The organism is Spirosoma areae (assembly GCF_054781775.1).
The window spans coordinates 12,991-37,855 of the sequence record NZ_BAAGTT010000039.1; the positions used below are offsets into that span (position 1 = coordinate 12,991).

At 51.8% G+C, this 24,865-nt stretch carries 16 protein-coding genes; 10 read left to right on the forward strand and 6 right to left on the reverse strand.

What is annotated here, in order from left to right; translation table 11 throughout:
- Nucleotides 1-30: 30 nt before the first annotated feature.
- The 3 genes from ACYVI1_RS23335 to ACYVI1_RS23345 all read right to left on the reverse strand — a co-directional run bounded on the left by ACYVI1_RS23335 (nt 31) and on the right by ACYVI1_RS23345 (nt 5,478).
- Nucleotides 31-3,501 carry a TonB-dependent receptor gene (locus ACYVI1_RS23335; RefSeq protein ID WP_460913260.1) on the reverse strand — a complete coding sequence of 1,157 codons (3,471 nt, stop codon included), beginning with the start codon at nt 3,499-3,501 and terminating at the stop codon, nt 31-33.
- A 175-nt stretch (nt 3,502-3,676) separates the two neighbouring features.
- Nucleotides 3,677-4,768 (reverse strand): FecR family protein, encoded by a 1,092-nt coding sequence (locus ACYVI1_RS23340; protein ID WP_460913261.1) that lies wholly within the window; start codon nt 4,766-4,768, stop codon nt 3,677-3,679.
- Between the two features lie 107 nt (nt 4,769-4,875).
- Nucleotides 4,876-5,478: an RNA polymerase sigma factor gene (locus ACYVI1_RS23345; RefSeq protein ID WP_460913262.1), complete on the reverse strand. Its 603-nt coding sequence runs from the start codon at nt 5,476-5,478 to the stop codon at nt 4,876-4,878.
- A 366-nt stretch (nt 5,479-5,844) separates the two neighbouring features.
- Between ACYVI1_RS23345 and ACYVI1_RS23350 the strand changes: the two genes are divergently transcribed.
- The gene (locus ACYVI1_RS23350) at nt 5,845-7,131 is read left to right on the forward strand and encodes a glycoside hydrolase family 2 TIM barrel-domain containing protein (protein ID WP_460913263.1); all 1,287 of its coding nucleotides are present in this window, start codon (nt 5,845-5,847) and stop codon (nt 7,129-7,131) included.
- 9 nt (nt 7,132-7,140) lie between these two features.
- On the opposite strand, the gene ACYVI1_RS23355 is transcribed toward ACYVI1_RS23350, so the two are convergent.
- On the reverse strand, nt 7,141-8,595 hold the full coding sequence (locus ACYVI1_RS23355; RefSeq protein ID WP_460913264.1) for an SGNH/GDSL hydrolase family protein: 1,455 nt from the start codon (nt 8,593-8,595) through the stop codon (nt 7,141-7,143).
- Nucleotides 8,596-9,110: 515 nt separating this feature from the next.
- Between ACYVI1_RS23355 and ACYVI1_RS23360 the strand changes: the two genes are divergently transcribed.
- Nucleotides 9,111-12,530, forward strand: a complete 3,420-nt coding sequence (locus ACYVI1_RS23360; protein WP_460913265.1) for a PVC-type heme-binding CxxCH protein — start codon at nt 9,111-9,113, stop codon at nt 12,528-12,530.
- A 459-nt stretch (nt 12,531-12,989) separates the two neighbouring features.
- On the opposite strand, the gene ACYVI1_RS23365 is transcribed toward ACYVI1_RS23360, so the two are convergent.
- Both ACYVI1_RS23365 and ACYVI1_RS23370 read right to left on the reverse strand, forming a co-directional pair.
- The gene (locus ACYVI1_RS23365) at nt 12,990-13,871 is read right to left on the reverse strand and encodes an alpha/beta fold hydrolase (protein WP_460913266.1); all 882 of its coding nucleotides are present in this window, start codon (nt 13,869-13,871) and stop codon (nt 12,990-12,992) included.
- A gap of 238 nt (nt 13,872-14,109) precedes the next feature.
- Nucleotides 14,110-14,922 (reverse strand): phosphotransferase, encoded by an 813-nt coding sequence (locus ACYVI1_RS23370; protein ID WP_460913267.1) that lies wholly within the window; start codon nt 14,920-14,922, stop codon nt 14,110-14,112.
- Nucleotides 14,923-15,610: 688 nt separating this feature from the next.
- Between ACYVI1_RS23370 and ACYVI1_RS23375 the strand changes: the two genes are divergently transcribed.
- The 8 genes from ACYVI1_RS23375 to ACYVI1_RS23410 all read left to right on the forward strand — a co-directional run bounded on the left by ACYVI1_RS23375 (nt 15,611) and on the right by ACYVI1_RS23410 (nt 24,357).
- Nucleotides 15,611-15,736, forward strand: a complete 126-nt coding sequence (locus tag ACYVI1_RS23375; protein ID WP_460913268.1) for a class I lanthipeptide — start codon at nt 15,611-15,613, stop codon at nt 15,734-15,736.
- A gap of 96 nt (nt 15,737-15,832) precedes the next feature.
- A complete protein-coding gene (locus ACYVI1_RS23380) occupies nt 15,833-15,955 on the forward strand; it encodes a class I lanthipeptide (RefSeq protein ID WP_460913269.1) in 123 nt (40 codons plus the stop codon).
- An 89-nt stretch (nt 15,956-16,044) separates the two neighbouring features.
- Nucleotides 16,045-16,176 carry a class I lanthipeptide gene (locus ACYVI1_RS23385; protein WP_460913270.1) on the forward strand — a complete coding sequence of 44 codons (132 nt, stop codon included), beginning with the start codon at nt 16,045-16,047 and terminating at the stop codon, nt 16,174-16,176.
- Between the two features lies 1 nt (nt 16,177).
- The gene (locus ACYVI1_RS23390; protein ID WP_460913271.1) at nt 16,178-16,303 is read left to right on the forward strand and encodes a class I lanthipeptide; all 126 of its coding nucleotides are present in this window, start codon (nt 16,178-16,180) and stop codon (nt 16,301-16,303) included.
- A 104-nt stretch (nt 16,304-16,407) separates the two neighbouring features.
- Nucleotides 16,408-19,581: a lantibiotic dehydratase gene (locus ACYVI1_RS23395; protein ID WP_460913272.1), complete on the forward strand. Its 3,174-nt coding sequence runs from the start codon at nt 16,408-16,410 to the stop codon at nt 19,579-19,581.
- Between the two features lie 11 nt (nt 19,582-19,592).
- On the forward strand, nt 19,593-21,851 hold the full coding sequence (locus ACYVI1_RS23400; RefSeq protein ID WP_460913273.1) for a peptidase domain-containing ABC transporter: 2,259 nt from the start codon (nt 19,593-19,595) through the stop codon (nt 21,849-21,851).
- Complete coding sequence (locus tag ACYVI1_RS23405) at nt 21,832-23,103, forward strand: HlyD family efflux transporter periplasmic adaptor subunit (protein WP_460913274.1); 1,272 nt, start codon at nt 21,832-21,834, stop codon at nt 23,101-23,103. The genes ACYVI1_RS23400 and ACYVI1_RS23405 overlap by 20 nt, the downstream gene beginning before the upstream one ends.
- A 45-nt stretch (nt 23,104-23,148) precedes the next feature.
- Nucleotides 23,149-24,357 carry a lanthionine synthetase C family protein gene (locus ACYVI1_RS23410; protein ID WP_460913275.1) on the forward strand — a complete coding sequence of 403 codons (1,209 nt, stop codon included), beginning with the start codon at nt 23,149-23,151 and terminating at the stop codon, nt 24,355-24,357.
- Nucleotides 24,358-24,865: the final 508 nt, after the last annotated feature.

Genomic DNA, 24,865 nt, shown 5'->3' on the forward strand with positions numbered 1-24,865 from the left:
TTGTGTACGTGTTATAGGGTACGTGAACGGTCAGAATTGAAGGTTTAGCCCCACCATAAAAACGCGGGCTACAGGATATTTGCCCACGTCGAAGCCAGTTGTGAGCACATTTTGATTCAGGCTACCGATTTCCGGGTCATAGCCGGAGTAGGTAGTCAGCGTGAACAGGTTCTGAGCGCTCACGTACACACGCACCCGCTCACTACCGATTCGTTTTGCCAGCGTGCCCGGCAGGGTGTACCCCAGTTGAATGTTGCGGCAACGTAAGAAGTCTCCGTTTTCGATATAATACGATGAGAACAGGTTGTTGTTCGTCGACGTTGGGTCGTAGGACACCTTCGGGATCTCGGTGCTGGTGCCCGGCCCGGTCCAGCGGCCCAGTAAATCCTTCGAGACGTTCTGAACACCCGCGCCGTTGAAATTGCGGATGTCATAGAGCTGACGACGGGTAGCGTTGGCAATTTTCTTACCCAACTGACCCTGAAAAAGGGCACTGAAATCGAAGCTCCCATAGGCTACTTTCACTTGCCCACCGACCAGATAGTTCGGTAAACCATTGCCCAGGTTTATCCGGTCTTTAGCGTCTAATTTACCATCATTATTCACATCTGCGAACCGGCGGTCGCCCGGAGCCGCCGTTCCTTTTTGAACGCTGGCTGCTACTTCGGCTTCATTTTGGAAAATACCGGCTGTCTGCAGGCCCCAGAAGTAGGCAATAGACTGGCCCTCTTCGGTACGGGTGCCTGCGTTGTTACCCCCCGCATTGAGTCCATCCGTTTGGTTGATGGGTGCCCCCCCGCCCAGGGAAGTTACTTTATTTTGCAGCGTCGAGAAGTTTACGTCAGCACTCCACTTCCAGAGGCCGGTCGTTTTGCGGTAGCCCAGGGCCAGTTCGATACCTGAATTTTCCATTGAACCCGCGTTACGGGTAATGACGTTTCCCGGTGCTCCCAGCGTGATGGGCACCGGCACGTTAACGAGCATGTCGGTGGTTTTACGCAGAAAGTAATCAGCCGTCAGGCTCACTTTCCCCTGTAAAAATGTAGCATCCAGCCCCAGGTCGGTCTGGGTCGTCGTTTCCCACTTGATGTCCGGGTTGCCCAGATTACTAACCACAATAGCTGGAGCAGCCGCCTGCCCGCCTGTACCCAGGCTATACTCAACATCCTGGGTACTCAGCGTACTCAGGTAGCGGAAGTCCCCAATGTTCTGGTTACCTACCTGCCCATAGCTGGCCCGGAGTTTCAGGTCCGATACCGCAGCCACGTTTTTCATGAACGGTTCCTGGGAAATACGCCAGCCAACCGAAGCCGACGGGAACGTGCCGTAGCGGTTCCTGGGGCCGAATCGGGAGGAACCATCCCGGCGGATGTTAAAAGCCAGCAGGTACTTGTCGTCAAATGCGTAAGTGACCCGGCCGATGTAAGACAAAAGCGAGAACGTACCCAGCGACCCGGATGCCACGCGGGAGGCAGCGGAAGCCGCACTGAGCGCCCGAATGTCATTATTGGGATACGTATTACCGACTCCGCTGAGAAATGAGAAGTCACTGCGGAGCGCATCAATTCCTACCAGGGCTGACACCGCGTGCCGCTTATTGAAGGTGCGGCTGTAAGCGAGGGTATTGATCCAGTTCCAACTGGTAGCTTCCGAACGGCCCTCCCGGCCATCGGTGCGGGTACTGCTGCCGAAGAAATTACCCGGTCCAGACGGATTAAAGAAGGAGCTTTTACCCCCCGTTAAGTCGATACCGATGCTGCTTCGCACCCGTAACCCCTCAATCAGTTCGAGTTCGCCATAAAACGTACCCAACATTCGCAACTCACTACCTGTGGTAAGGTTTGTTTCCTTAGCCCGCCACAAGGGGTTGGTCATCTGGCGGGGATAATACTGTCCGGGCGTAGTCAGTGGATAGTGTGCGTACCCCTGGTAGCCAAAGAGTGTTGGGCTGATACTACCTTCCTGCTCGGCATAGATAGGCTGTAGCGGGTGCATCTGATAGGCGTTCTGAAGCATACCAAAGCTAAAGTCGTCCGTGGAAGCCGACATCTTTTTGTCTTTGGAAATGGTCAGGCTGGAACCGAACCTAAGCCGTTTCGATACGTCGAAGTCGTTGTTGGCCCGGAATGTAAAGCGGTCATAGAACGATCCCACGATTAACCCATCCTGCCGAAAATAACTCCCTGTGACAGCCGTGCGCGATTTTTCGGTACCGCCCGACAGGCTTAGGTTGAGGTTATAGACGGGCGAATTCTGAAAAATAGCATCCTGCCAATCGTAGGAAGGCTGCGATGCGGTGTTGGCCCAGACGGGGTTAGGTACTAATTTAGAATTTTTATAGGCTTCGTTGGCCAGTGTGGCGAATTCGGGACCATTGAGGACATCTATTTTCCGGGATGGACTCTGCACCCCCATATACGCATCTACCTCCACACGGAGTTTGCCGGCTTTACCCCGTTTGGTGGTCACAATAACCACCCCATTCGAAGCCCGCGAGCCATAAATGGCAGCCGAGGCATCTTTGAGGATTTCAATGGATTCGATGTCGTTGGGGTTGATGGCGTTCAGGCCCGATTGAGTCGGGAATCCGTCGATAACATACAACGGCTCGTTGTTGCCGAACGAACCGACCCCCCGAATCCGAACCGACACGCTCCCACCGGGTTCGCCCGAATTCTGGGTCACCTGCACGCCAGCCGCCCGGCCTTGAAGGGCCTGATCAAGCCCCGTCAGGGGCAGGTTCTTAATATCTTCGGCTTTGACCTGGCTAATGGCACCCGTCACGTCCCGTTTTTGCTGTACACCATAGCCAACGACAAGTACCTCGTTCAAGGCTCTCGTATCGGTGGTCAGCGTCAGCTCTACGGTACTACGTGACCCAAGGCTGATCTCCTGGGTGAGGAAGCCAATCGAACTGATCACGAGCGAAACATTCTCATCTGGTACACTCAGGCTAAATCGGCCATTGGCATCCGTAGACGTACCCCGGGTTGTCCCCTTTATCTGCACGTTTGCCCCAGGTATCCCTTGCCCGTTTTCCCCCGACTTGACCATACCCGTAATGGTCCGGTCAATGATGGTCTGAGCTACCGGATACGCGAACGGTGTCAACGCAGGCGTCAGAACTCCCGACTCGACCGGGGTAACCCGGTTCAACACAATTTGCTGGCCTGCCACTTTATAACTAATCTGTAAGGGGTTCAGCAGTCGAGCCAGCACATCATCCAGCGTTTCATTCTGGGCGTTGACTGTTGCCCTGCGACTGGCCTGAATTTGCTCGGGACTATAGAGAAACCGAACATCGGCAGCTTTTTCAAGCGTTGCCAGAATTCGTTTAATCGATTGCTCTTTCAGGTCGAGCGTTACCCGACGCGTTAGCAGTTCCTGGGCTCGGGTGTCATGAGCCCAGGCCATTCCGGTGAAGAGCAAGGCACAACACAATTGTACCGCCGAGATTTTCATGAGTTTCCGGAAAAATTGATTGGTATAAGGGTTTTTCATACCTTTGATTGTTTTTGAATTTTTGGCAAAAACGTCCCCCAGCCAGTAAATAACTGGTGCTTTCAGCGAGGGAATTCGGGTCGGCAGTGCTGGAATCACTGCCGACTTTTTTTTGTAACAATGCTACGCGTGGTGAATCATAGGCAGTGGGATGAGCGTTGGATTTCAGGGTTAGTTAATGCTCTGGCTGGCAACCTTTGGCGTGAATAATGATCTGCGTACCGACCATTTCATGAGTCGCGTCGATTGCCTGACAAACTAAATTGAGCTTTTCATACATCGACTCATCCGTCAGGCGGGCTGTCAACGAACAATTCTTCAGGGTTTCTGCGTCGTAGACGATATCGATTCCATACGCTTTTTCGAGCGCATCGAATACGTGCTGAACCGGTGATTCGGTATACGTAAAGTCGGCTTCTTTAACCTGCGTATTCACCAGCACGGGGGCATCAGCCAGCGACTTTCGGAACACCTCATTTTCGGGTGAGAATATCACCTGTTGATTGGGCGTGAGCAGCACAGATGGGAGCGTAGAAGCGGATGACGATCCCGTTTTCATGACCGCGACGCGCCCCGTTTTGACGACTACCTTAGCCTGGGCGTCATTAGCAAAGGCCCTAACCAAGAAGCTCGTGCCGAGCACGCGAACGGTAATACTGGTCGTATGCACCATAAACGGATGGTCCGGTTGCCGCTTCACATCGAAGAATGCTTCGCCCGTTAACTTCACATCGCGGGTCGACTCAAACCGTGTCGGATACACCAAATGGCTGCCCACGGCCAACGATACGCGGCTACCATCTGGCAGGACGATATCCATCGGACGAGTAGACCGATTCATTACATCGGTTACCTGCTTTCCCGGAGCTATGGCCCCAATTGAACTGCCCTGGGGGTTGAACCAGGACGAATAGTGCCAGACCGCCCAACTTAGGCCAATAATGAGGAGTAAAGAAGCGGCCACTCGCCTGGTAGTGCTAATCCAGTTCCGACCGTAGCTAACTCGAAACGGTGTACGCTCAGCCGAAGCTCGCTCAATCGTTTGTTGTATAGTAGCGGCAACAAACTCATCGGTTGGCTTTTCTTCCCGCACCGCTACCTGTAGCAGGAAATAGCGGGCTTCTTCCATCACCCCTGCCTGGCCCGGATTTTCGGTTAACCAGTTATGCCAGTAGGCATCCAGTTCCGGTGTCGGGTGCTTTACCCAGGCCGTAAAGGACTCATCCAGAATCAGATCCTCAAATTGGTATGGGTTATAGTTTTTCACAGTAAAGTTCAATTGCGTTGGCCTGTCAATAGGGAAGAAAGACGGAACGGATAGAACTACTGGAAAATGTCAATTTTTTTTATGGCGGGTCGTACCAGCCAGTTGGATCAGTAAAAAAGCAGCAGGAGGAAACATAAAATGGCTTTAGGCCAGAGCTTGCGTAATCGTTGTATGGATTCGCGCAGGAGATTATAAACCGATTGGCGGTTCATAGCCATAAGTTCAGCGATTTGGTCGTAATCAAGCTCCTGAAAAAAACGAAGATATATGACCTGCTTCTGCCGCCTGGGCAGGGTATTAATAAGTTGGGTTAACCGAAGGGCGTTTTGTTGCTGATCTTCAGCGGCTTCAAGTGCAGTGTCTACCGCAAGCTCGACCAGGAAGTCTTCGTCAATCTCCGAATGGTCTGTATAGCCTGAAGCCCGGTTACGGGTAACCTCCTGTAGAATACGACGTTGTAGAGACCGTAATAAATAGAAGCGGGGTGAGTCCAGAACGGGTAAGGTTCCCCGACGACGCCAGATTTCCAGGAATACGTCCTGGATACAATCTCTAACCAACTCTTTATCATAGGTCAACTTGGTGCCATAACTATACAACGGCCTGAAATGCCTGTCCATTATTGTGGCAAAGGCTTGTTCATCACCCTGATGAAACTGCTTCCACAGTAACCCTTCGTCAACGGGCAATATGTCAGCCTTTTTTCGCATAGACAGCACAAATAATCTTTTTCCAATCTACGAAATTAAGTACTTTTTCTACATTTTTTAGCACAATGCATTTCCTGCATCCATTCGGGTTTCTTTTAACTACTGGTTTGTTACTGTTGGCGAATTCAACAAATTGCTACCTGTTGGGGTATATATAGCACATCCGAAACTGATTGACCGGCGCCAAACTACCTGAGCATGCGCCAAAAACGACAGGGCTTTGTCGTTAGCCACTTTCTTTTTCCATCGGACCAGCAAGCCCCCGTACTTGTTGAGCCATGAGTTGATTTGCTCACATGTGGTGCCAATTTTACCTCGGTCGGCAGGATTGGTAATGTTTACTAATACACTTCCTTGCTTATGCCCATGAAAATTGCTCTCTGCTTTGTCGTTTACCTGCTGGGAATGGCCCCGACCCTGGCCCAGAAAACGCAACCAATCCATGTTCAAATTGATAACCGGGCGGGCACGTTTCGGCTGCTAGTCGACAACGGGCCGTACTTCATTAAAGGAGCGGGCGGCCGTGATTACTTAGACCGGCTCCGCCAATACGGTGGTAACTCCATTCGGACGGACAGCGACCGTCAGGGGTTAGACAAAGCCCACGCCTTAGGGTTAACGGCGCTGGTGGGCCTGCCCGTGCGGGCCGAGCGCGACGGCATGAACTACGACGATGCGGAAGCCGTCCGCCGACAGCACGAGCAGGTGCTGGCCATCGTCCGGCAAACCAAAGATCACCCAGCGGTATTGATGTGGGCACTGGGGAATGAACTGGACTTCATTCAGGCTAATGTCAAAGACAAATACAACCTAAAAGTCTGGGATGCCGTCGATGCCCTCACGAAGGCGATTCACCAGATCGACCCCAACCATCCCGTTATGACGGTCGTCGGCTCGATTAATAGAGAGAAAATTACCGACCTGCAAACGAAGTGCCCGGATTTAGACCTGTTGGGCATCAATGAGTACGGCGATCTGGACAAGATTCCCGGGTGGCTGCGGCAGTACGGGTGGCAAAAACCCTACGTCGTCACGGAATGGGGTCCAACGGGTTTCTGGCAGGTGCCCAAAACACCGTGGAAAGCGCCCATCGAGGAAACCAGCAGCCAAAAGGCCGATAAGTACCGGGAACGCTACGAGCGTGCCATCCTGACCGACAAAGACCGGTGTCTGGGTTCTTACGTGTTTTTGTGGCGGCAGCATCAGGAACGTACCCACACCTGGTTTGGCATGTTCGACCGCGAAGGCCGCGAAACTGAAGCGGTGGACGTGATGCACTACGAATGGACCGGAACCTGGCCCCCGAACCGGACGCCCCGGCTGGATTCGATCCGAATTGGTCGGCAAACGGCTCATGACGGCGTGTATCTGCAACCAGGCAGGTCGTATGAAGCCCAGGCGTGGGTGAGAGACCCGGACGGCGAACCAGTTCAGTACCGATGGGAGGTGTTGCGCGAGGGCACCCGCTTCCCCTACGGCGGCAACGGCGAGCCGCGCCCCCCCACCGTTCCGGGCATCATGACGGGCGCAGTAACCAGGCAGGTGTCGTTCCAGGCACCCACCGAAGAAGGTCCGTACCGGCTGTTTGTGTACGCCTACGATGGAGCTGGTAACTGGGCCACGGCCAACGTTCCGTTTTATGTCAGGCCGTAATCCGTCAACTCATTCAACCAGCGAGGGGCGGTACACATGGATTTCGCGAAGGCCCGATAACGCCTTCCCCGTCAGCTCGATAAGATGGGTTTTATTCACAATCCCCTGTACGGCGGTAATCGGTGCTGCCCCAGCCGGATGAACCATGTCCTGACACATGGAGACGACGCGCCACCGCAGCCTGTCGCCGGGTTTGAGCCAGGAGTACTGGCTAAAATCGCCCGCGTTTCGTCGGCGAAACCAGGCATCGGCCGCAATGCGTATGCGGCCGGAGGATGAGGTAAACAGGCTGTCGCTACGGCCCGCGCCGTCGTCGCCGGTTTGGGAACCGTGCAGCCGGAACCCAAGTTGCTGCCGGACGGTATCCACCTCGGTTATGCTGAGGGTCCATTCTTCCGCCTGGGGCCGACCGCCTACCTGCACCGTTAGCACCTGACCGATGTTGGCCAGAAAGAAGCCATTCGGCTGGCGGGCTGGGTGGGTAGAATAGTAGCAACCAGACTGGGTCGAAGGCTTTTGGCCATCCACGACTACTGTCGTTGCCCCATCGGGTGAGGCCGAAGGTGCCCAAACCAGATCGATCCGGTTACCCGTCAGGCGCAGGCGCAGGATGTTGTCCCGTACCGTAAAATCCACTCCCGCCCGCAAAACCCGAACAACCGGGGACGGTTCGGCTGTTGGGGGTAAGGCTTCCAGATGGCGCTTGATAATCTCGGCCATCAGGTAGTTGCCGTGGTCGTTCAGATGCACATTATCGGTCAGCAGGGCGGAAGGGGCCAACTGGTTTTGCTTCAGGTACGCCTTCCACCCGGCACGCACATCGATCAGGGCTAAGCCGTACCTGGCGCACAAAGCGGGTAACGTAATTTGAGCGTGGCGGTCGTGCCACGACTCGTTTTGGCCAATCCCGACGTGGTCGGTTTGAAGCGCGAGGTCGGCGGTGGTCCGGCTACGGATGATTTGGATGATTCGCTCGTAGTCGCGCTCATTGCCGTAATCGTGCAGGAGAATCAAATCGGGATAAAACGGCACCACATCGTTGTCGACCGTGAGTTTCAGCCGTTCGGTGCTGAACCCCCCAATTGCCCGGTTGACCATGACAATACGAATTTGGGGATACCGATTCATCAAATACCGCCGGACGTCGTTCCACCAATTCTGCGCACTGATGGACTGGCCGTATACCATAATACGCACCTCTTGGGGTAACCCCACGCGGGAGGGAGTATTCAGTAAATGAGCCGTGTGCGAGACGAAGGGGGCAAATTGAGCCGTATTGATTAGGCCCGAAACAGGGAAGTACGGCTGGCCAATCGTGTCAAAGGCTAGCAGCAAAGCCACGGCAAGAGGGAAGGTCAGGCGCATAAAAGCGAGGCCATTACGGGCATGCGGCTGGTCGAACCAGAAGGCTGACAAACCACGCCAGACGAATGAGCCACTCAGTGAGAGATGAGGTAAACTCATGGTAAAGGATTCACAAACCGATTTTCTATTGATAGGGGTCTCACGAAATGGAGTGTAATATAAAAAAGGTATTGAGCGTATAAAAACTCAGCCAACACTTTATGTGTAATCATTCACAGAGTGTTGACTTACTGTACTGCTTTAATCACTCGGTATTTCCGGTACGATTTCTCGATGATCCGTCCTGAAACCGACCGATTTTGCGGGCACCATCGGGTGATTTTAGGACGATACACGGACGATACATCTCGAAATCATTGGGATGTTTATTTGGACGATTTTAGCATAGTTAATTCTAAGTACAAACCGTTCGTTTATAATAGGTTAAAAACTCAATTAACCGCATTCGCTATCGCTTATCGGTAAACATAAGCTTCTTTTGTAACATTATGCATATAGTCCCGCCTGGAAAAGAAGTTTGGTAGTAACGTAGTCGTCAAAGCCACTTTTTCAACCGGTGATCAGGTCTACGTCAACTCGTCTCATTCCAAAAACCTGTCTTCTACCTAGCTAATATGAACAACTTAACCCGCTTTCCACGTCAACGGTTGATTCTTCCGTTGACCACTGTTGGCCTGATTACCTGGGTCGCTCTCACCAGCTTCATGGATGACCCATTCAGTCGGCGCATCAAGCAGCTTGCGCCCCAAAAAGCCGCCGACATGGCCCGCGCCGTCGAAGCCCTCGTAAAACCCCGGCTCGAAGAGGGCCTGACGCTCAGCTTATGGGGCGTTGACTCGCTCGTCTACGACCCGATTGCCATCGACATGGACGACAACGGGCGGCTGTACTACACCCGCACGAACCGCCAGAAAAATTCGGAGTTCGACATCCGGGGACATCCCGATTGGGAAATTGAATCGAACCGGCTGCAGACCGTCGAGGACAAACGCGCGTTTCTGCATCGGGTCCTGTCGCCCGCCAACAGCCAGAAGAATACATGGCTGAAGGACGTCAATGGCGACAATTCGCACGACTGGCGCGATATGACCGTCGAAAAGGAACAACTATTTCGACTCGAAGACACCAACGGCGACGGCGTAGCCGACCGGTCGACATTGGTCATTGAGGACTTCCACGACGAAACCACCGACATCATGGGTGGGGTGCTGGCCGATGGAAACGACCTGTACGTAGCCGTGGCCCCTGACCTCTGGCGACTGCGGGACAAGAACGGCGACGGCATTGCCGACGAGAAAAAGTCGCTTTCCCACGGCTACGGGGTTCACATCGGCTTCAGTGGTCACAACCTGTCGGGCGTGGAGATGGGGCCGGATGGACGCATCTACTGGCAGATGGGTGACATCGGCTTCAACGGCACCGGCTCCGACGGACGCCAATGGGCGCACCCCAATAGTGGCGTTGTGGTACGGGCCAACCCTGACGGCAGCGACTTCGAGGTCTTTGCTTACGGGGTTCGCAACACGCACGAGTTTGTCTTTGACCAGTACGGCAACCTCATCAGCGAAGACAACGACGGCGACCACCCCGGTGAGAAAGAGCGGTTAGTATATATTGTCGATGGCTCCGATACGGGCTGGCGCAGTAACTGGCAATATGGCAAATACCGTGACCCGCTCAATAACACTTACAAAGTGTGGATGGATGAGCAGATGCACAAGCCGCATTTTGCGGGGCAGGCGGCTTACTTTCTGCCCCCGCTCGCCAACTACGTCAGCGGCCCGACGGGAATGCTTTACAACCCCGGCACGGCCCTGGGCCCCAAATACAAAGATCACTTCTTCGTGGCCGAGTTTGTGGGCAGTCCGGCCGCGTCAGGTATTCATGCTTTTACCCTGAAGCCCAAAGGAGCCTCGTTTGAGCTGAATAGGACAAAGAAAATTCTGGGTAACGTGCTGGCGACAGGCCTGGACTTCGGGCCCGATGGGGCCATCTACGTAGCGGACTGGGTGAACGGCTGGGGCACCAAAAACTACGGCCGCATCTGGAAACTCGATGATAAAGACGGGGCCAACAGCGCTGAACGGGCACTCACCAAAAAGCTGCTGGCCGAGGACTTTAGTAAACTACCGGTTGCGACCCTGGGCGGGCACCTGAAAAACGAGGACATGCGCGTACGGCAGAAGGCCCAGTTTGAACTGGCCAAACGGGGTGACGCGGGCGTTGCGGTGTTTGGGCAACTGCTCAAACAGACCGACAGCCAATTGGCGCGGGTACACAGCATCTGGGGCCTGAGCCAGTTGGCCCGTAAAGACGCCCGCTACGCCGGGCAGCTTACCCCTTACCTGACCGACCCCGACCCCGAAATTCGGGCGCAGGTCGCCCGCTGGCTGGGCGATATGCGCTACAAAGCGGCCGGTCCGGCCCTGGTGTCGCTCTTAAAAGATACCAACGCCCGCACCCGGTTCTTTGCCGCCGAAGCACTCGGACGTCTCGCCTACGGGCCTGCCGTCCAATCACTCATTGCGCTGCTCGAAGCCAACAACGACGAGGATACGTACCTCCGCCACGCCGGTAGCCTGGCACTGGCCCGGATCGGCAACGCGGATGCGCTCGTTGCGCTGGTTAACCACCCCTCGAAGGCGGTGCGGACGGCCGCGGTGGTGGCCCTGCGTCGGATGAGTAACCCCGGCATTGCCCGGTTCCTGACCGATGCGGACGAGTTTATTGTGACCGAAGCGGCCCGCGGCATCAACGACGACGGATCGATTCTGGCGGCACTGCCCGCGTTGGGCCGGGTATTGACCAGCACGACGTTTACGAACGAAGCCCTGATTCGGCGGGCCATCAACGCGAACCTGCGCATGGGCACGCCCGAAGCCATGCAGCAACTCATCCGCTACGCGGGCACGGAGGGAAAACCCGTGGCGATGCGGGCCGAGGCTATAGAAACCCTTAGCACGTGGGCTAAACCGTCGCTGCTCGACCGGGTCGATGGGCGCTACCGGGGTTCAATGGCGCGTGACCTCGCTGTGGTGAAAGCCAGGACCGGGCCGCTCTATGCATCGCTGGCGACGAACGGGGATGCCAAACTGCGTCGATCGGCCATTCGCTCCATCAGCCGCCTGTCGTTGAACAGCGCGGGGCCGGTCCTGCTCGAGCGCATCCGGACCGACGCCGACGCCGAGATCCGGGTGGAGGCCCTGCAGGCGCTGGCCGCCATGAACGACCGGCAATTGACGCCCGCCGTTCAGACCGCGCTGGCGGGTAGCGACCCTAAATTGCGGGTAGCGGCCATCGAACTGCTGGGTAAAACCAGCCTGCCTAAACCACAAATCGTGACGAAGCTAAGTGAGGTGCTGAACGGCACGAACAACGGGGAGAAAAAGGCGGCCCTGCTGACGCTCGGCAAACTGCCTGTGGCTACGACCAAATCCGTATTTGAGCGGCTGCTGAGTGACTTATCGGCGGGTAAAGTTCCGACCGAAATCGGACTGGAGGTGGATGAAGCCATTACCGAAAGCGGGGCGCCCGACCTGATTGGTCGCTACAAACAAACGCTGGCCAGCCAATCGCCCGACGCCCTGCTGGCCTCCTATCAAGCCAGTCTGTACGGCGGGAATGCCGAGCGCGGCCGGACGATCTTCTTCGGTCACGAAACGGCGCAGTGCATCCGCTGCCACGCCTACGACGACCTGGGCGGCAACGCTGGCCCACGGCTCAACGGGGTCTCGAGCCGGCTGGGGCGGAACCAATTGCTTGAAGCGGTCATCAACCCCAGTGCTCGGCTGGCCCCTGGCTTCGGCACGGCGACTTTGGAGATGAAAGACGGCAAAACGCTGAGCGGCATCGTGCAGCGCGATACGGCCACCGACCTGGTGGTAAAAATCGGCAATGACCCTGACCGGACCATTCCGAAAGACCAGATTGTGAAGACCACGTACGCACCGTCGAGTATGCCCGACATGAAGTACCTGCTCACCAAACGCGAAATCCGTGACCTGGTGAGTTTTCTAGCGACGCTGAAGGAATAGCGCAGGAGATGACTACAAGGGCCACTCCGTGATGGGCGGTATGGCCCTTTTTTTAATCGATCTTACCAGGTAACGTTCATCAGTTGGTCGTCGCTTCTGTCTTGTCCTAATTGTATTCGGAGGTTTTCGTGAACGATTTTAATTTATGCTTGTAACTCACGCAAATCATTCATTAACAGTCAGTTAAATCTCTAACAAGTACAATTAATTGCCATTTATCTGGACGGTTTTTGAGTAGGAGAGGAGTATCGTTTGATTACATCCGTTTTTATAACGGTCAAGTATAACCCCTAGCATACGATTCAATCAGTATGCTAAAAACTGCCTGTTCAACGAGCCGATCCGTAGTCATAACGACTTTTGCAACCGCGGCCGCTCCGACACGGTCCGCCGTTGCGGTACCGGGATTGTAGCCACTAATCTTAGGTAAAGGGAATAAAGTAATAATTAGCCTACAACCTAATGAACTAAGTCGTGCTTTTCATCAAACGGATAAACAGCTAACCAATCCAATAAAGATTGATTAAACCGAGTGGATTCCTCATACTGGGGCGTATGCCCACTCCGCTCAAAAATAGCGATGCTTAGGTTATTGAATCTGCTCTTCGCTTGCTCCCACAGAAAGGGCAAGCCCGTTAAATAGTCGTACCTGCCAAGGGCTAGTAGAATTGGCTGAGTCAATTGAGCTAAGCCCGCAAATATGTCAATGTCCCGAAAAAGCACCCCCCACATCGGGTCAATAATGGCCATATTAGTGGTTACCCCTTCCCAAAGAAAACCAGCATCAAAGTCATAATCATACCAGCCTAAGGGCCCTGTACAAAGGCATAGATTTATAAAACGACGATCCGGCTGATCCGCATTCAGGCCAGCTAAAGCCGCTAAACGCTGCTGTAAAGCGGCTTTACGGGCGGGGGTAGCATCCTGCTCAAAAAAATCAAATCGGGCTTGGGTAGTGCTAGTACTAAAGTCAGGGCTAGCCCCAATCAGTAGCAGATGCGATACGTACTGGGGATAGCGCTTGGTATACTCAAGGGCTAGAAAGGCATGCCCAGAATGGCCGGCCAGTATAAACCGCTTAAGGCCCAGTGTTTGTCTGACCAGCTCCATATCTTCTAGCAATACGTCCATGCTGACAGGGTCCGTATCGGGTTGAGGGTTAGCTCGGTGAGCAAAGCCACGATGGTCGATAAAGATCAGTTGAAGACGTTGACGGATATCGCCCATAAAAGTGCGTGGATAATAAACAGCACTGCCAATGACAAGCATGGGCAGACCTTCCCCTTCAATGGTGTAGGCCAAGTGAAAGCTTTCACGGACAACAATTCCTGATTGAGTCATCTGATTGACGATTTAATACCAGTACCTAAAACAAAGCAAATCTGCTTTCTGAATGAATAACAACTTGCATGAGCCGTTCGATTAGTGCTATAAAACGGCAAAAGGAAGAGGCGAAGAGATAGTAGTTTAAGGGCATCGGGGATCGTAACCACTCACTTTATGTAAAAGAGTAAATTAAGCACAGAATTCTTTCAGTAAATAAGTGTTTTCTTCTTTAGGTTCTAATCCGTTCATCGAGTTAAACTGCTGGCATTGGTTCAGTAGCGACTATAAATTGATAGGCCTGTTGTTTAACTTCTTGGGGACAACACGTCGCCAAATAACGACCGACAATCCAATCTCGAAGTTGACAAAATCGCTTCCATTCCCTTAACTCAATTAACTCGGCTTGGAATGCGTTTCGGTATAATCGTTTGAAACGGTCATACGCTTCCTGCCCAAAACAATCCAGTACGTCCCAGGATAAACTGGTGGCATCCATAATTGAATGCGATTGAATGGCTTCTTCAAAATCGATGAGTTTAACCGATTTTCCATCATAAAGCAGATTACCGAAATGTAAATCCCCGTGCACATAAGATATCGGATAGCTCTCGTAGTTCGCCCATTTACTCACAATAGCTACCATCTCGTCCAACAGCCATGGACTCACTTGGGCTACCTGGCCTTTTTTACAGTATAAATTCAATAAATGCTGCCATGAGCAGACTTGAAATTCTTGTCCAGCTATGCTCTTTAAGGTGCGAAGCAGGTTGATAAGACTGGCTAAGAAGGGTTGAATCTGTTGGTCTTTTGGCCTTAAAGTGATCATGGCTTCTATAGTAAACTGTTTATTGACCTGATCAACCACCAAAAGAGGGGGGACAAGATTAAAACTGGTAAGCAACTGGTAAGATGTTAGCTCACGCTGGAATACGTCGGTATGCTCAAAGGTCCACCAACTATAATCGCTGACTATTTTCTTGATATAGGCTTGGTTACCATTTTTTAGTTCAACTAAGCTTACCTGCTGCTGAAACGATTTTACTTCTTTACTGGTAGGCTGCTCCATATTTCTATGCATTAAGATGCTGGGTAAAACAACGCACCGTTGGGTCGGGCAGGCCATCGGCCTAAGTCAGATGTTTAAACGGCAGGCTACTATCCAACGCCAGTGTACTGGTACAAACCAAGCCACTCAGCAGCAACGAGGCTAGGTAAAGCGGACGAGAAACAGCTTGTAACATAAACATGTCAGGAGACCGGTTTACATAATCCGGCTACATATAGAAAGTTAGCCGAAAAAGTAAGACACAGCCTACGAGAACCAAAAAAGAAGATTACCAACCGGTTCAAATACCGTATGAGCCGTAGTAAAGCACCGCATGAGTCGTCAACGAAGTCGAGAAATGTGGAAATTCTCACCGTACAATAAATCGCGATATAAAGCCAATGGCTTATTCAGGGTTTAGATGCAGAACGGCAGGACCCGCAATGGCGGACCTGCCCGTTCGGGCAAAAATAAAAATAGGAGGCAAATTGTAAAATGAGAACAATGTGCGCCTGAAAACTCGCCTTGTATACGTACGATTCATGTCCCAGTTTTCACCCTTCCACCGGTTCATTCCGACGCCTTGTGCGCTTTTTTTTTTGTAGGATTCAGCCATCACCCAAGTTTGTATTGGCAATACAGCCAAACGGGGACGCCGAAAACCTAATAGAGTAGGCAAAGCAAATCACAAATTAATTAAGTTAAAGCCATGAAAAAGAAAGTTGCAAAAATCACACTAAAAACCGACAAGATCATTTCACTTTCAAAGAGCCAAAGCCAGTCGGTAGAAGGGGGCATGTTGCTAAGTTACCATTGCTCACGAAATATTTGTTAGTTATCTGGTCGTAAAGTCGGCATTAGATCAAAAAGAAAACCGCCGAAAATCGCTGATTGAGTACTGGGCATTCAAACCATTCATAAAACAACAATCATGAAAAAGCAGCAAACAAAGATCACTCTGAAAACTGACAAGGTCGTCTCATTGTTGAAGGTTCAAGCCCAGAATATTGCAGGCGGCCTGAAAAGAAGCCGTACTTGCTATGTTTTTAACTGATCGGCCAAGACGGCTCGATTAAACCGAAAAGGTAATGCCGAAAACTAATAGAGTAGGCAAAACAAGTCACAATTAATTAAGTCAAAATCATGAAAAAGAAAGTTGTAAAAATTGCATTGAAGACCGATAAAGTTGTGTCGTTATCGAAGAGCCAAACGCGCCATATTGTAGGAGGGCTTATAGCAAGTCGGCATTTCTGCGATCCCAATAAGCACAACTAACATGAAAAAGCAAGGGGTAAAAATTACGCTCAAGACCGACAAAGTTGTGTCAATGTCAAAGAGCCAGGCGCAACACGTAGTGGGCGGTGGCAAAAATACGAATGCTTCTTATACGCGTGAGTGCTAAAATAAACTGCTGATAAGCACGAAGGAGTTTTATTACGTTCAAACTCCTTCGTGTATTCCAGCCAGTAGTTTCAGTACCGATCAACATTCCTGCTCTTTACCTCCATGAAAACGACTGCTTTTGACACGGCTTTTGTCCGGATTCCGGCTGCCGGGTTTTCCGCCATTGACAAGCTCGATTGGACTAAATTAAGTGAGCAACTCCAACATCCGGCCTTTTTAGAAGCACTTTACATTGCTTCACCTGCACTGTACGAAGAAGCCATCAAGCTCGATTTTAGTCGTCATCCCGCTGAAAAAACACGGCGCCTCCTTTATCCACTCATTAAGTATTTATCCCGGTATGCCACGCGCTGCACACCCTTCGGTCTGTTCGGCGGTTTTGCTACAGTGCCGCTCGATACAGGCAAAACCAACCTGCGTATAGAGAACACCGGTAGTTTAAAACGAGTCGTTCGACTCGATATGAATTACCTCTGTGCGCTGGCGCAGGATTTGGAAAAGCACGATGACGTAAAACCGTATCTGAGGTTTTTCCCGAATTCGAGTCTGTACGAAGTGAACAACCAATACCGCTACGTGGTCTACCGCTACGGCGAGCAGGGTCAGCGAATGCACCACCTGAGTAGTGCTGACAAGAGTACTTACTTAACCGATGTTCTCCAAAGAGCGCAGTTAGGCCGATCCGTAAGCGACTTGACCAACGCTTTGGTATCCGACGAGATTAGCCCCGAAGCCGCCCAAGACTTTGTCCAGTCGGTCATTGACGCCCAGTTGCTGGTTAGTGAACTGGAACCGTCGCTGACTGGTGCCGATTTTTTAGTACAATTATTGACCACTCTGCAAACGATTGGTGGCCAACACCCTTCTGCCGGGCTGGAACGTATTGTGGCTTTATTGCAGGAGGTTCTCACCGATCTGAAGACCATTGAAAACCAGGAGCAACAACCCGCTACCGACGCGCTGAGCGAGGTAGCAAAGAAATTGAGCCAACTGAGTACACCATTCGACCGTAGAGTGCTGTTTCAGATCGACACGTATCTCCCCACGCTCTCCGGCCAGCTAAACCGGGGACTCATTAATAAATTAGTTGCCAAGATTCCAACGCTCCTTAAACTGACCCCTCACAGTGAGGGAGCGTTGGATGATTTTCGGCGCCGGTTTACCGACAAATACGAGGATGAAGAAATCCCGCTCGTTGTGGCACTGGATCCGGAAATGGGCATTGGCTTTCCCGCCGGAGGTGTTCAATTAGATGTCTCCCCACTGCTGGATGGCGTCGTACCGGGCAAGGCTGCGAATGCTAAACGTAGCTGGACGGTTCTGCCGGAGCAGGCGTATTTATTTCAGAAAGTGGCCGAAGCCCAACTCCACCGTACGTACCAAATTACGATTGCCGAGGATGAACTCGCGGCCTTACCGACCGAAAATACCACCCCGCTGCCCCCAACTAATGCCGCTATGTTTTCGGTGATTCGCGAAAACGGCCGGGAGGTTTTCGTGCTGGATAGTTTTGGTGGAAGCACAGGGACCATGCTCCTAGGCCGCTTCGGTCACACCGATCCAACTGTGATGAATCTGTTGCACCAGATTAGCGACGCCGAAGACCAGATCTGGCCCGATGTTGTTTTTGCCGATATCGTTCACCTGCCCGAAGCCCGCACTGGTAATATCATCATCCGGCCTCAGTTAAAAACCTATCAGATTCCTTACCTTGGAAAAGCATCGGTTGACCGCGAGCATCAACTTTCGGTAACCGATTTAATGATCCGCATTCGCAACGATCAAGTGATACTCCGGTCGCGCTCACTCAATAAAATTATTGTGCCCCGGCTGGCCAACGCCCACAATTATTCAAATTTCGATTCTTTAGACATCTACCATTTTCTCTGTGCCTTGCAGGATCAGTCCGTTCGTCCGTTCCTGGGCGCAGGAATAAGTGGAGCGGCTTCGATGTTTGTTTTTGTGCCGCGTATTGTGCTCGACAATTTGATTTTATCGGAGGCTCGCTGGAACTGTCAGGCGCAGCACGTGAAACCATTGGTAAGGGCGTTGAAACAACTGGACTGGCCGATGCTACGGCGTGAAATTGACGGTTGGCGAGAGCAATACAGGATACCCCGTTACGTACGCCTGATCGATTACGACAACGAACTGTACATCGACCTGGAAAACCAGTGGCTGGCCGAAACGTTTGTTAACGAAATCAAATCTAGGGCCACGTTCACCCTTAAAGAATTCCTGTTTCGGGCTGATAACGCCGTTGTGCAGTCGGCAGGAGGCTGGCATACGAATCAGTTTGTGGTGGCCTTTAAAAATGAGTCGGAATCGGTCTATGCGCAATTCCAGCCATCTACCGAAAAGCCTGCTCCACCGGTCATCCGTAAGTTTTTCGCTGGTTCGGACTGGCTTTATTACAAAATTTATACCGGCAGCAAAATCGCCGATAGTCTGCTGACGGACGTCCTGTATCCGCTGGCCCGACGGTTTGCCGAGCAGGGTTGGACTGATCGGTTTTTCTTTATTCGCTACGGCGATCCGGACGGTCACATTCGCATTCGTTTCCACCTACAGCACCCGTCTTTTCTGGGTGCTGTGGTTCAAGAAATACACGATAACCTGGTGCCGTATCTGGAAAATAAAAGTGTTACGGCGGTGATGAACGACACCTATAACCGGGAATTAGAACGCTACGGCGCGAACTCGATTGATGCTTTAGAAAACTATTTTCATCTTGACAGCCAGGTAATTCTGCAATTTCTGAGTAGGATTGAAGGCGTGGAAGGCGAAGAATGCCGCTGGCGGTTCGGCATGAAACTAACCGATACGTTACTAACCGACTTTGGTCTTGACCTGAAACAGAAAGTGGAGTTCACCGAACGCATGGCTACCAGCTTTGGCAAGGAATTCGGTTATAATCAAACGCTCAAAAAGCAGTTGGACACGCGCTATAAGGCCATCGAAACGGCTATCGACGAACTACTGGCCGAAACCAATGACGAACACCAATTCTTCTACGAACTGAATCAACAGCGGCACGTAGCCTTACAGCCATTCGTGAATCTGTTTACTCATCTGGCCGAGCGGGGTGAGTTGAGGGTATCGCTGCATTCGCTGCTGGGCAGCCTGATTCACATGACCACCAATCGGTTATTCCGCAGTCGGCAACGGTTTGTAGAGTACTCCATTTATTACCACTTGCACAAACAGTACCGGATCACCTACGGCCGGACGGTATTGGCCCGTACTAAATCAACGCCCGAATTAATCGCCTGTTAATCCCAAAACCCATGAAAAACGTCCTGAAAACGGTGCTGGGTAGAAAGGGGAGTCCCTACGCGATGGTAGACCGGTTTCCGTATATCGACCAGGGGGGCGGCATGGATTGCGGTCCGACTTGTCTGGCCATGATTTTCAAGCATTACGGGGCGCAGGATATTCGCCATTTGCTGACTAAACTGAGCGAAGTAACGAGGGAGGGTACCAGTCTCTACGATTTGATGGAGGTGGCCGAGAGTTTCGGCTTCAGGGCCGAAGGCTACGAACTGGATTATCCGTATTTGCAACAGATTCAGTTGCCCTGCATCGCCCACTATGAAGGCCAGCATTTTGTGGTTGTCTACGAAGCCACCGATACGCACGTGCGGGTAGCTGACCCGGCTTTTGGCAAAACGCGCTATACCAAAGACGAGTTTTGCAACAAGTGGAGCGGCATCGTGCTGGAAGTGAAGCCAACCGAACAATTCCACCAACGCACCGAATTGCAGGAAGCCGCCCGGCAACACAAACAGCAAAAAGCATCGGTTTTCCGGCAGTTATATCTGCCCATTTTGAAAGAAGGCAAGCGGCCGCTGCTGGAAGTTTTTTTGTTTTCGCTGGTGCTGGAACTGGTTGGGCTGGTGCTGCCGCTGTTCACGCAGACCATGCTCGATAACGTGCTCATCAATCAGAACCGGAAACTACTGGTCGGGATTCTGGCGGGGCTGCTGCTGGTTTTTGTGGTGCAGGTGGTGCTGACATACGCCCGTTCAATGCTGATGATGCATTACCGCTTCCGCTTCGAGACGGAGTTCATGGGTATGTTTTTCGAGCGGCTAATTTCCTTGAAACAAACCTACTACGATAACCGCAAGCGGGAGGAATTTATGGCCCGGTTTCAGGAAGGTATAGGCATTCGTCAACTGACCAATCCCATTCTCATTCAGCAGTTTCTGGACGTGGTGTTCATGCTGATCTACTTCCCGATTCTGTTCAGCTTCAACGTTCAGTTGGGCACAATTGCCCTGAGTTGTTTTTTGGCCTACGCCCTGACGACGGTCTACTTTATTCCAATCGTGAAGAATCTGCGCCAGAAAGTGTATCACAAGAATCAGGCCTCGATGGGTAGTTTTCTGGATACGCTGCTGGGGATTAAAACCGTCAAATTACTGTCGATTGAACGCTATAAACTCGTTCGCTGGAAGCAACTCCACCGCGAATCCATCAACTCCGTCATGTCCGATGAGCAGAAGCAGATTCTGATCAATTCGATGCAGCGGCTTATTTTCATCTTCAGTCAGATTGCCGTCTATTGGGTGGGTGCTTATCAGATTTTCATTGGCCAGTTGAGCATCGGGCAATACATGGCATTTACGGCCATTTTCATGATCCTGATGAATTCAGTGAACAGTGTCAGTATGCTCTGGATGATGGTGGCCCAACTCAGTGTCAGCTTTGATAAAGTGAATGAGATTTTTCTGGAAAACCCTGAAAAGGCGGACGTTCAGGGGCAAGTGTCCCATTTTTCTGGCGGTGCGATTCGGTTCGCCAACGTTTCCTTTCGGTATCAGCAGAAGGAGTCAAAATACGTACTGAAGAATCTAAACTGCGAGATCCGGCCCGGCGAACGGATCGGCATTGTTGGGCGAAACGGGACGGGAAAATCGACGTTCGTCAAATTACTGATGAACCTGTATCCTGACTACGAAGGTCAGATTTTCTGCGACGATACCGAGCTGCGCGACATCCATCCCAAAATGCTGCGCAAACACGTTCATCTGTTTCCGCAGGATACGTACATCTTCAATGATACGATCAAAGAAAATATCCGCTGTGCCAACCTGTCGGCCTCAACGGAACGCATTGCCGAAGCCGCCCAACTCGCCGATTTGCATCAATTCGTTAAATCAAACCATTTGGGCTACAATCACATGGTGGGCAGTTTCGGCAGCAGCCTATCCGGCGGACAGGTGCTGAAAATCGGCTTTGCCCGGCTGTTCGTGGCCGATCAGCCCGATATTATCATCCTGGACGAAGCCAGTAGTGCGCTCGACGTAGAAACCGAACGCCGGATACTGGATAATGTCTACGAACGCTTCAGAGGCAAAACGATCATCTCCATTGCGCACCGGCTGCACACCCTCAAAAACGTAGACCGGATTCTGGTTTTCGACGGCGGCACGATTGCCGAAGAGGGCAATCATGGAGAACTGATCGACAAACAGGGCATTTACTACGATTTCATTAAAACCTACATTGACTACTTATCCGATGAACGCGCTGTTGGCTGAACTGGACGAAAAACAGTACGAGGATCTATACCACGTAGATGATGCGCCCCTGGCCGATGTACGGCAGCGGGTATTGAGCCAGCTGGGCTGGTGGGCCGTCGTCCTGGTGATGATCGGAGCCGGTCTGGGATTGACAATCAAGTTTCCCGATATGATTCAGGTGCCCTTTGTGGTGAAATCGGAAGTGGCCGAAGCGATGTACCGCTTTCCTTCGACGATGTACGTCGAACAAACATTGGTTAAGGTCGGACAGCCTGTAGTGGCCGGAACGCCCCTGCTGGAGGTAAGTTCCCCCGAAGTAGCCGCGCTGGTCGATGAGTTTTCGGTAGCCCGCACCAAGCTGAATCAATACCAGCAGTTTAGAACGGCGTCAACCGGCAACGAACGTCAGATGCTCGAACTGAACCGGGCACAAATTCAGGAAGATATTCGCCTGAACCAAACGCAGGTTGATGTGCTGCAAAAAAAGTGGGCCTCAGAATCGGTTAAACTTCATTACGAGGTTAATGAAGCGCAGCGCTTGTTTCGGATGAATCAGGAATTCTACCGCCAGGGCGATATCAGCCGTAACGACCTGAATGGGTTTGAAGCCGCCCAGTTGCGAATGGAATACGCCAACCAGTCAGCTACCCAGAATTTCCGACAGGACGAGCGTTCACTCCACCAGCAAATTGCTTCGAAAAAATTGGAGATCAGCAGTATAAATCAGCAACTCAGCAAAAAGAGTACGGACTTTCAGGCGGAAGGGGCATTGCTTCGAAGCTCGCTGGAAGCCATTCGGAAACGGATTGAAGGCCGGTTTGGCCTATTTTCGGTAACGGTAGACAATCACTTGATTCTGAAAGCCGGGCGGGCCGGAACAGTTTCGTTCGTTTTTGATGGGGAGAAAGAGGCCGCGTCGGGCGCTACCATCCTCAAGATGATTTACAAACAAGCTCCGCTGTATGCGTACACCCAGGTGAATTCCTCGCGGATTGGTCAGCTTAAAACCGGGCAGGCGGTGGTGCTGAAGTTAGACGCGTACCCGGTCTACGAATGGGGTATCGTGCGGGGTGCGGTTAGTCAGGTTTCGCTGACGCCCGACGAGAAAGGGCTGTTTACGATTAAGATTCAATTGACGGATTACCAACGGCTGGCCCGTCGGGTTCGGATCGGGATGCAGGGTAGTGGCAACATCATCTTTGCCGACCGAACGCTGGCTGACTACGTCTCCCGCAAATTCCGCAGGGTAACCGCTGAACTAACGCAGTAAAAAGTGGTCTACAACCAGATTCTTCCATCACTTACCGAAATGACCATGAACAACGTTTTAATCGATAGTCAAACCAGCGTTGAAACCTTACTGCACCGGATATACGAGCACATAACCGAACAGCCCGTTACGGAGGTGGTTTCGCTAATGGGCGGTCAGACGGGGTACGCGCTATTCGAAAGTTATTACCACCGACAATTTGGGATTATTGACACTAACCGAGTATGGGAACGGCTGGGGTCCGGTATTGACGCCATTGGCACCGGCAAAGTAGACCACACCTTTGCGGGAGGTATCGCCGGTATTGCCTGGGGCTTTCTGCACTTAGCCAACAACGGTTTCCTGCATGACAGCACGGACGATCCGCAGGAGATTATTGCCGCGCTCGATGAACCCCTGTTCCTGTTGTCAATGGAGGATCTGAGTACAGGCAATTTTGACTATTTGCACGGTGGATTGGGGGCCTGTCTTTACTTTCTGGAACGTCGGCCTACCCCCGAAATAGACGCTTATCTCACGCAAATAATCGCTCAGTTAGCAACGATAGCGGTTGAGAAAAATAACGGCGAGGTAACGTGGCTGTTCCCAAACTTCGGTGAACGCAAGCCGGAAGACCCCGCTGACTATAACCTTAGTCTTTCGCACGGTACAGCCAGTATTGTCGCCATTCTGTGTCTATTATACAAACGGGGATACGCAAAGGCCCAATGCGTCCGGTTGATTGAGGGAGCGTTGCGCTGGATGTGGAATAGTCGTAACAAGGAGGGCATCGCGGTATTTCCGAATCGAGTAACTGATGAGTCTCAGGACGAATATAGCCGTCTAGCGTGGTGCTACGGCGATTTAGGGATCGCCAACACGTACTGGCGGGCGGGAGAGATACTACGCAGTGACCGATGGAGGCAGATTGCGGAGTACACAATAGTAAAAGCGGCTCCCCGTCGGAGTCGAATGGAAACCCTCATTTCAGACGCAGGACTATGTCATGGCTCGGCCGGGGCTGCCTATTTGTTTTCCCAATTTGCCAACCGCTATCAGGCTTCCATTTTGGAACAGGCTTCCCATCAATGGTTAGGAGATACTGTCAGCAGAGTATGGCCCCAAGAAGAAAAGGACGTTTCTATTCACCTTGATAGTTCTGAGACACACCGTTCCGATTTGGGGCTATTAGAGGGCGAAGCCGGTGTTGGAATGATGTTACTGACTCGACTGGGAGCCAGTAGTAGCTGGGAGCGTGCATTCCTTTTAGGCTGAACGCTAAACGCCATACCCAAGACCTATCGCGGAAAAACTGTAGTGATCGCTTAATAGTTGATTATCTTAATTTTTAAATTAAATCCTGTTCTAATGGAGAGGCCAGCTCAGGTGGTTTTTTTATTAAAATAAACGATTACGATAAACACTATTTTAACAAGAATCAATTATGGCTTACCGAATACCTATTCATCATTACTGAAACTATAGACGCTCAAGTAGTAAAGGGAAATGTAGCCTTAGTGACCGGTGGAAACTCCATGATAGGCTTTGACGGAGTTCAATCACTCGTAAAGGCTAGAGCCTTTGTTTATATTACGAACCGCAACCAGGAGCAATTGACTAACTCATCAACCAAGCTCAGGCCGAATGCACGAGCTATTCGCGCTGTCTTGTCCGAGAATAGGTTGACCATCACCGCAAGCTGATGGACCACTTATTTTTGCTTCGTACTCAGGCGCATGAGCTCAAGATGCGTCAGATGGTTGAAGAGATCAACCTAGGCCGA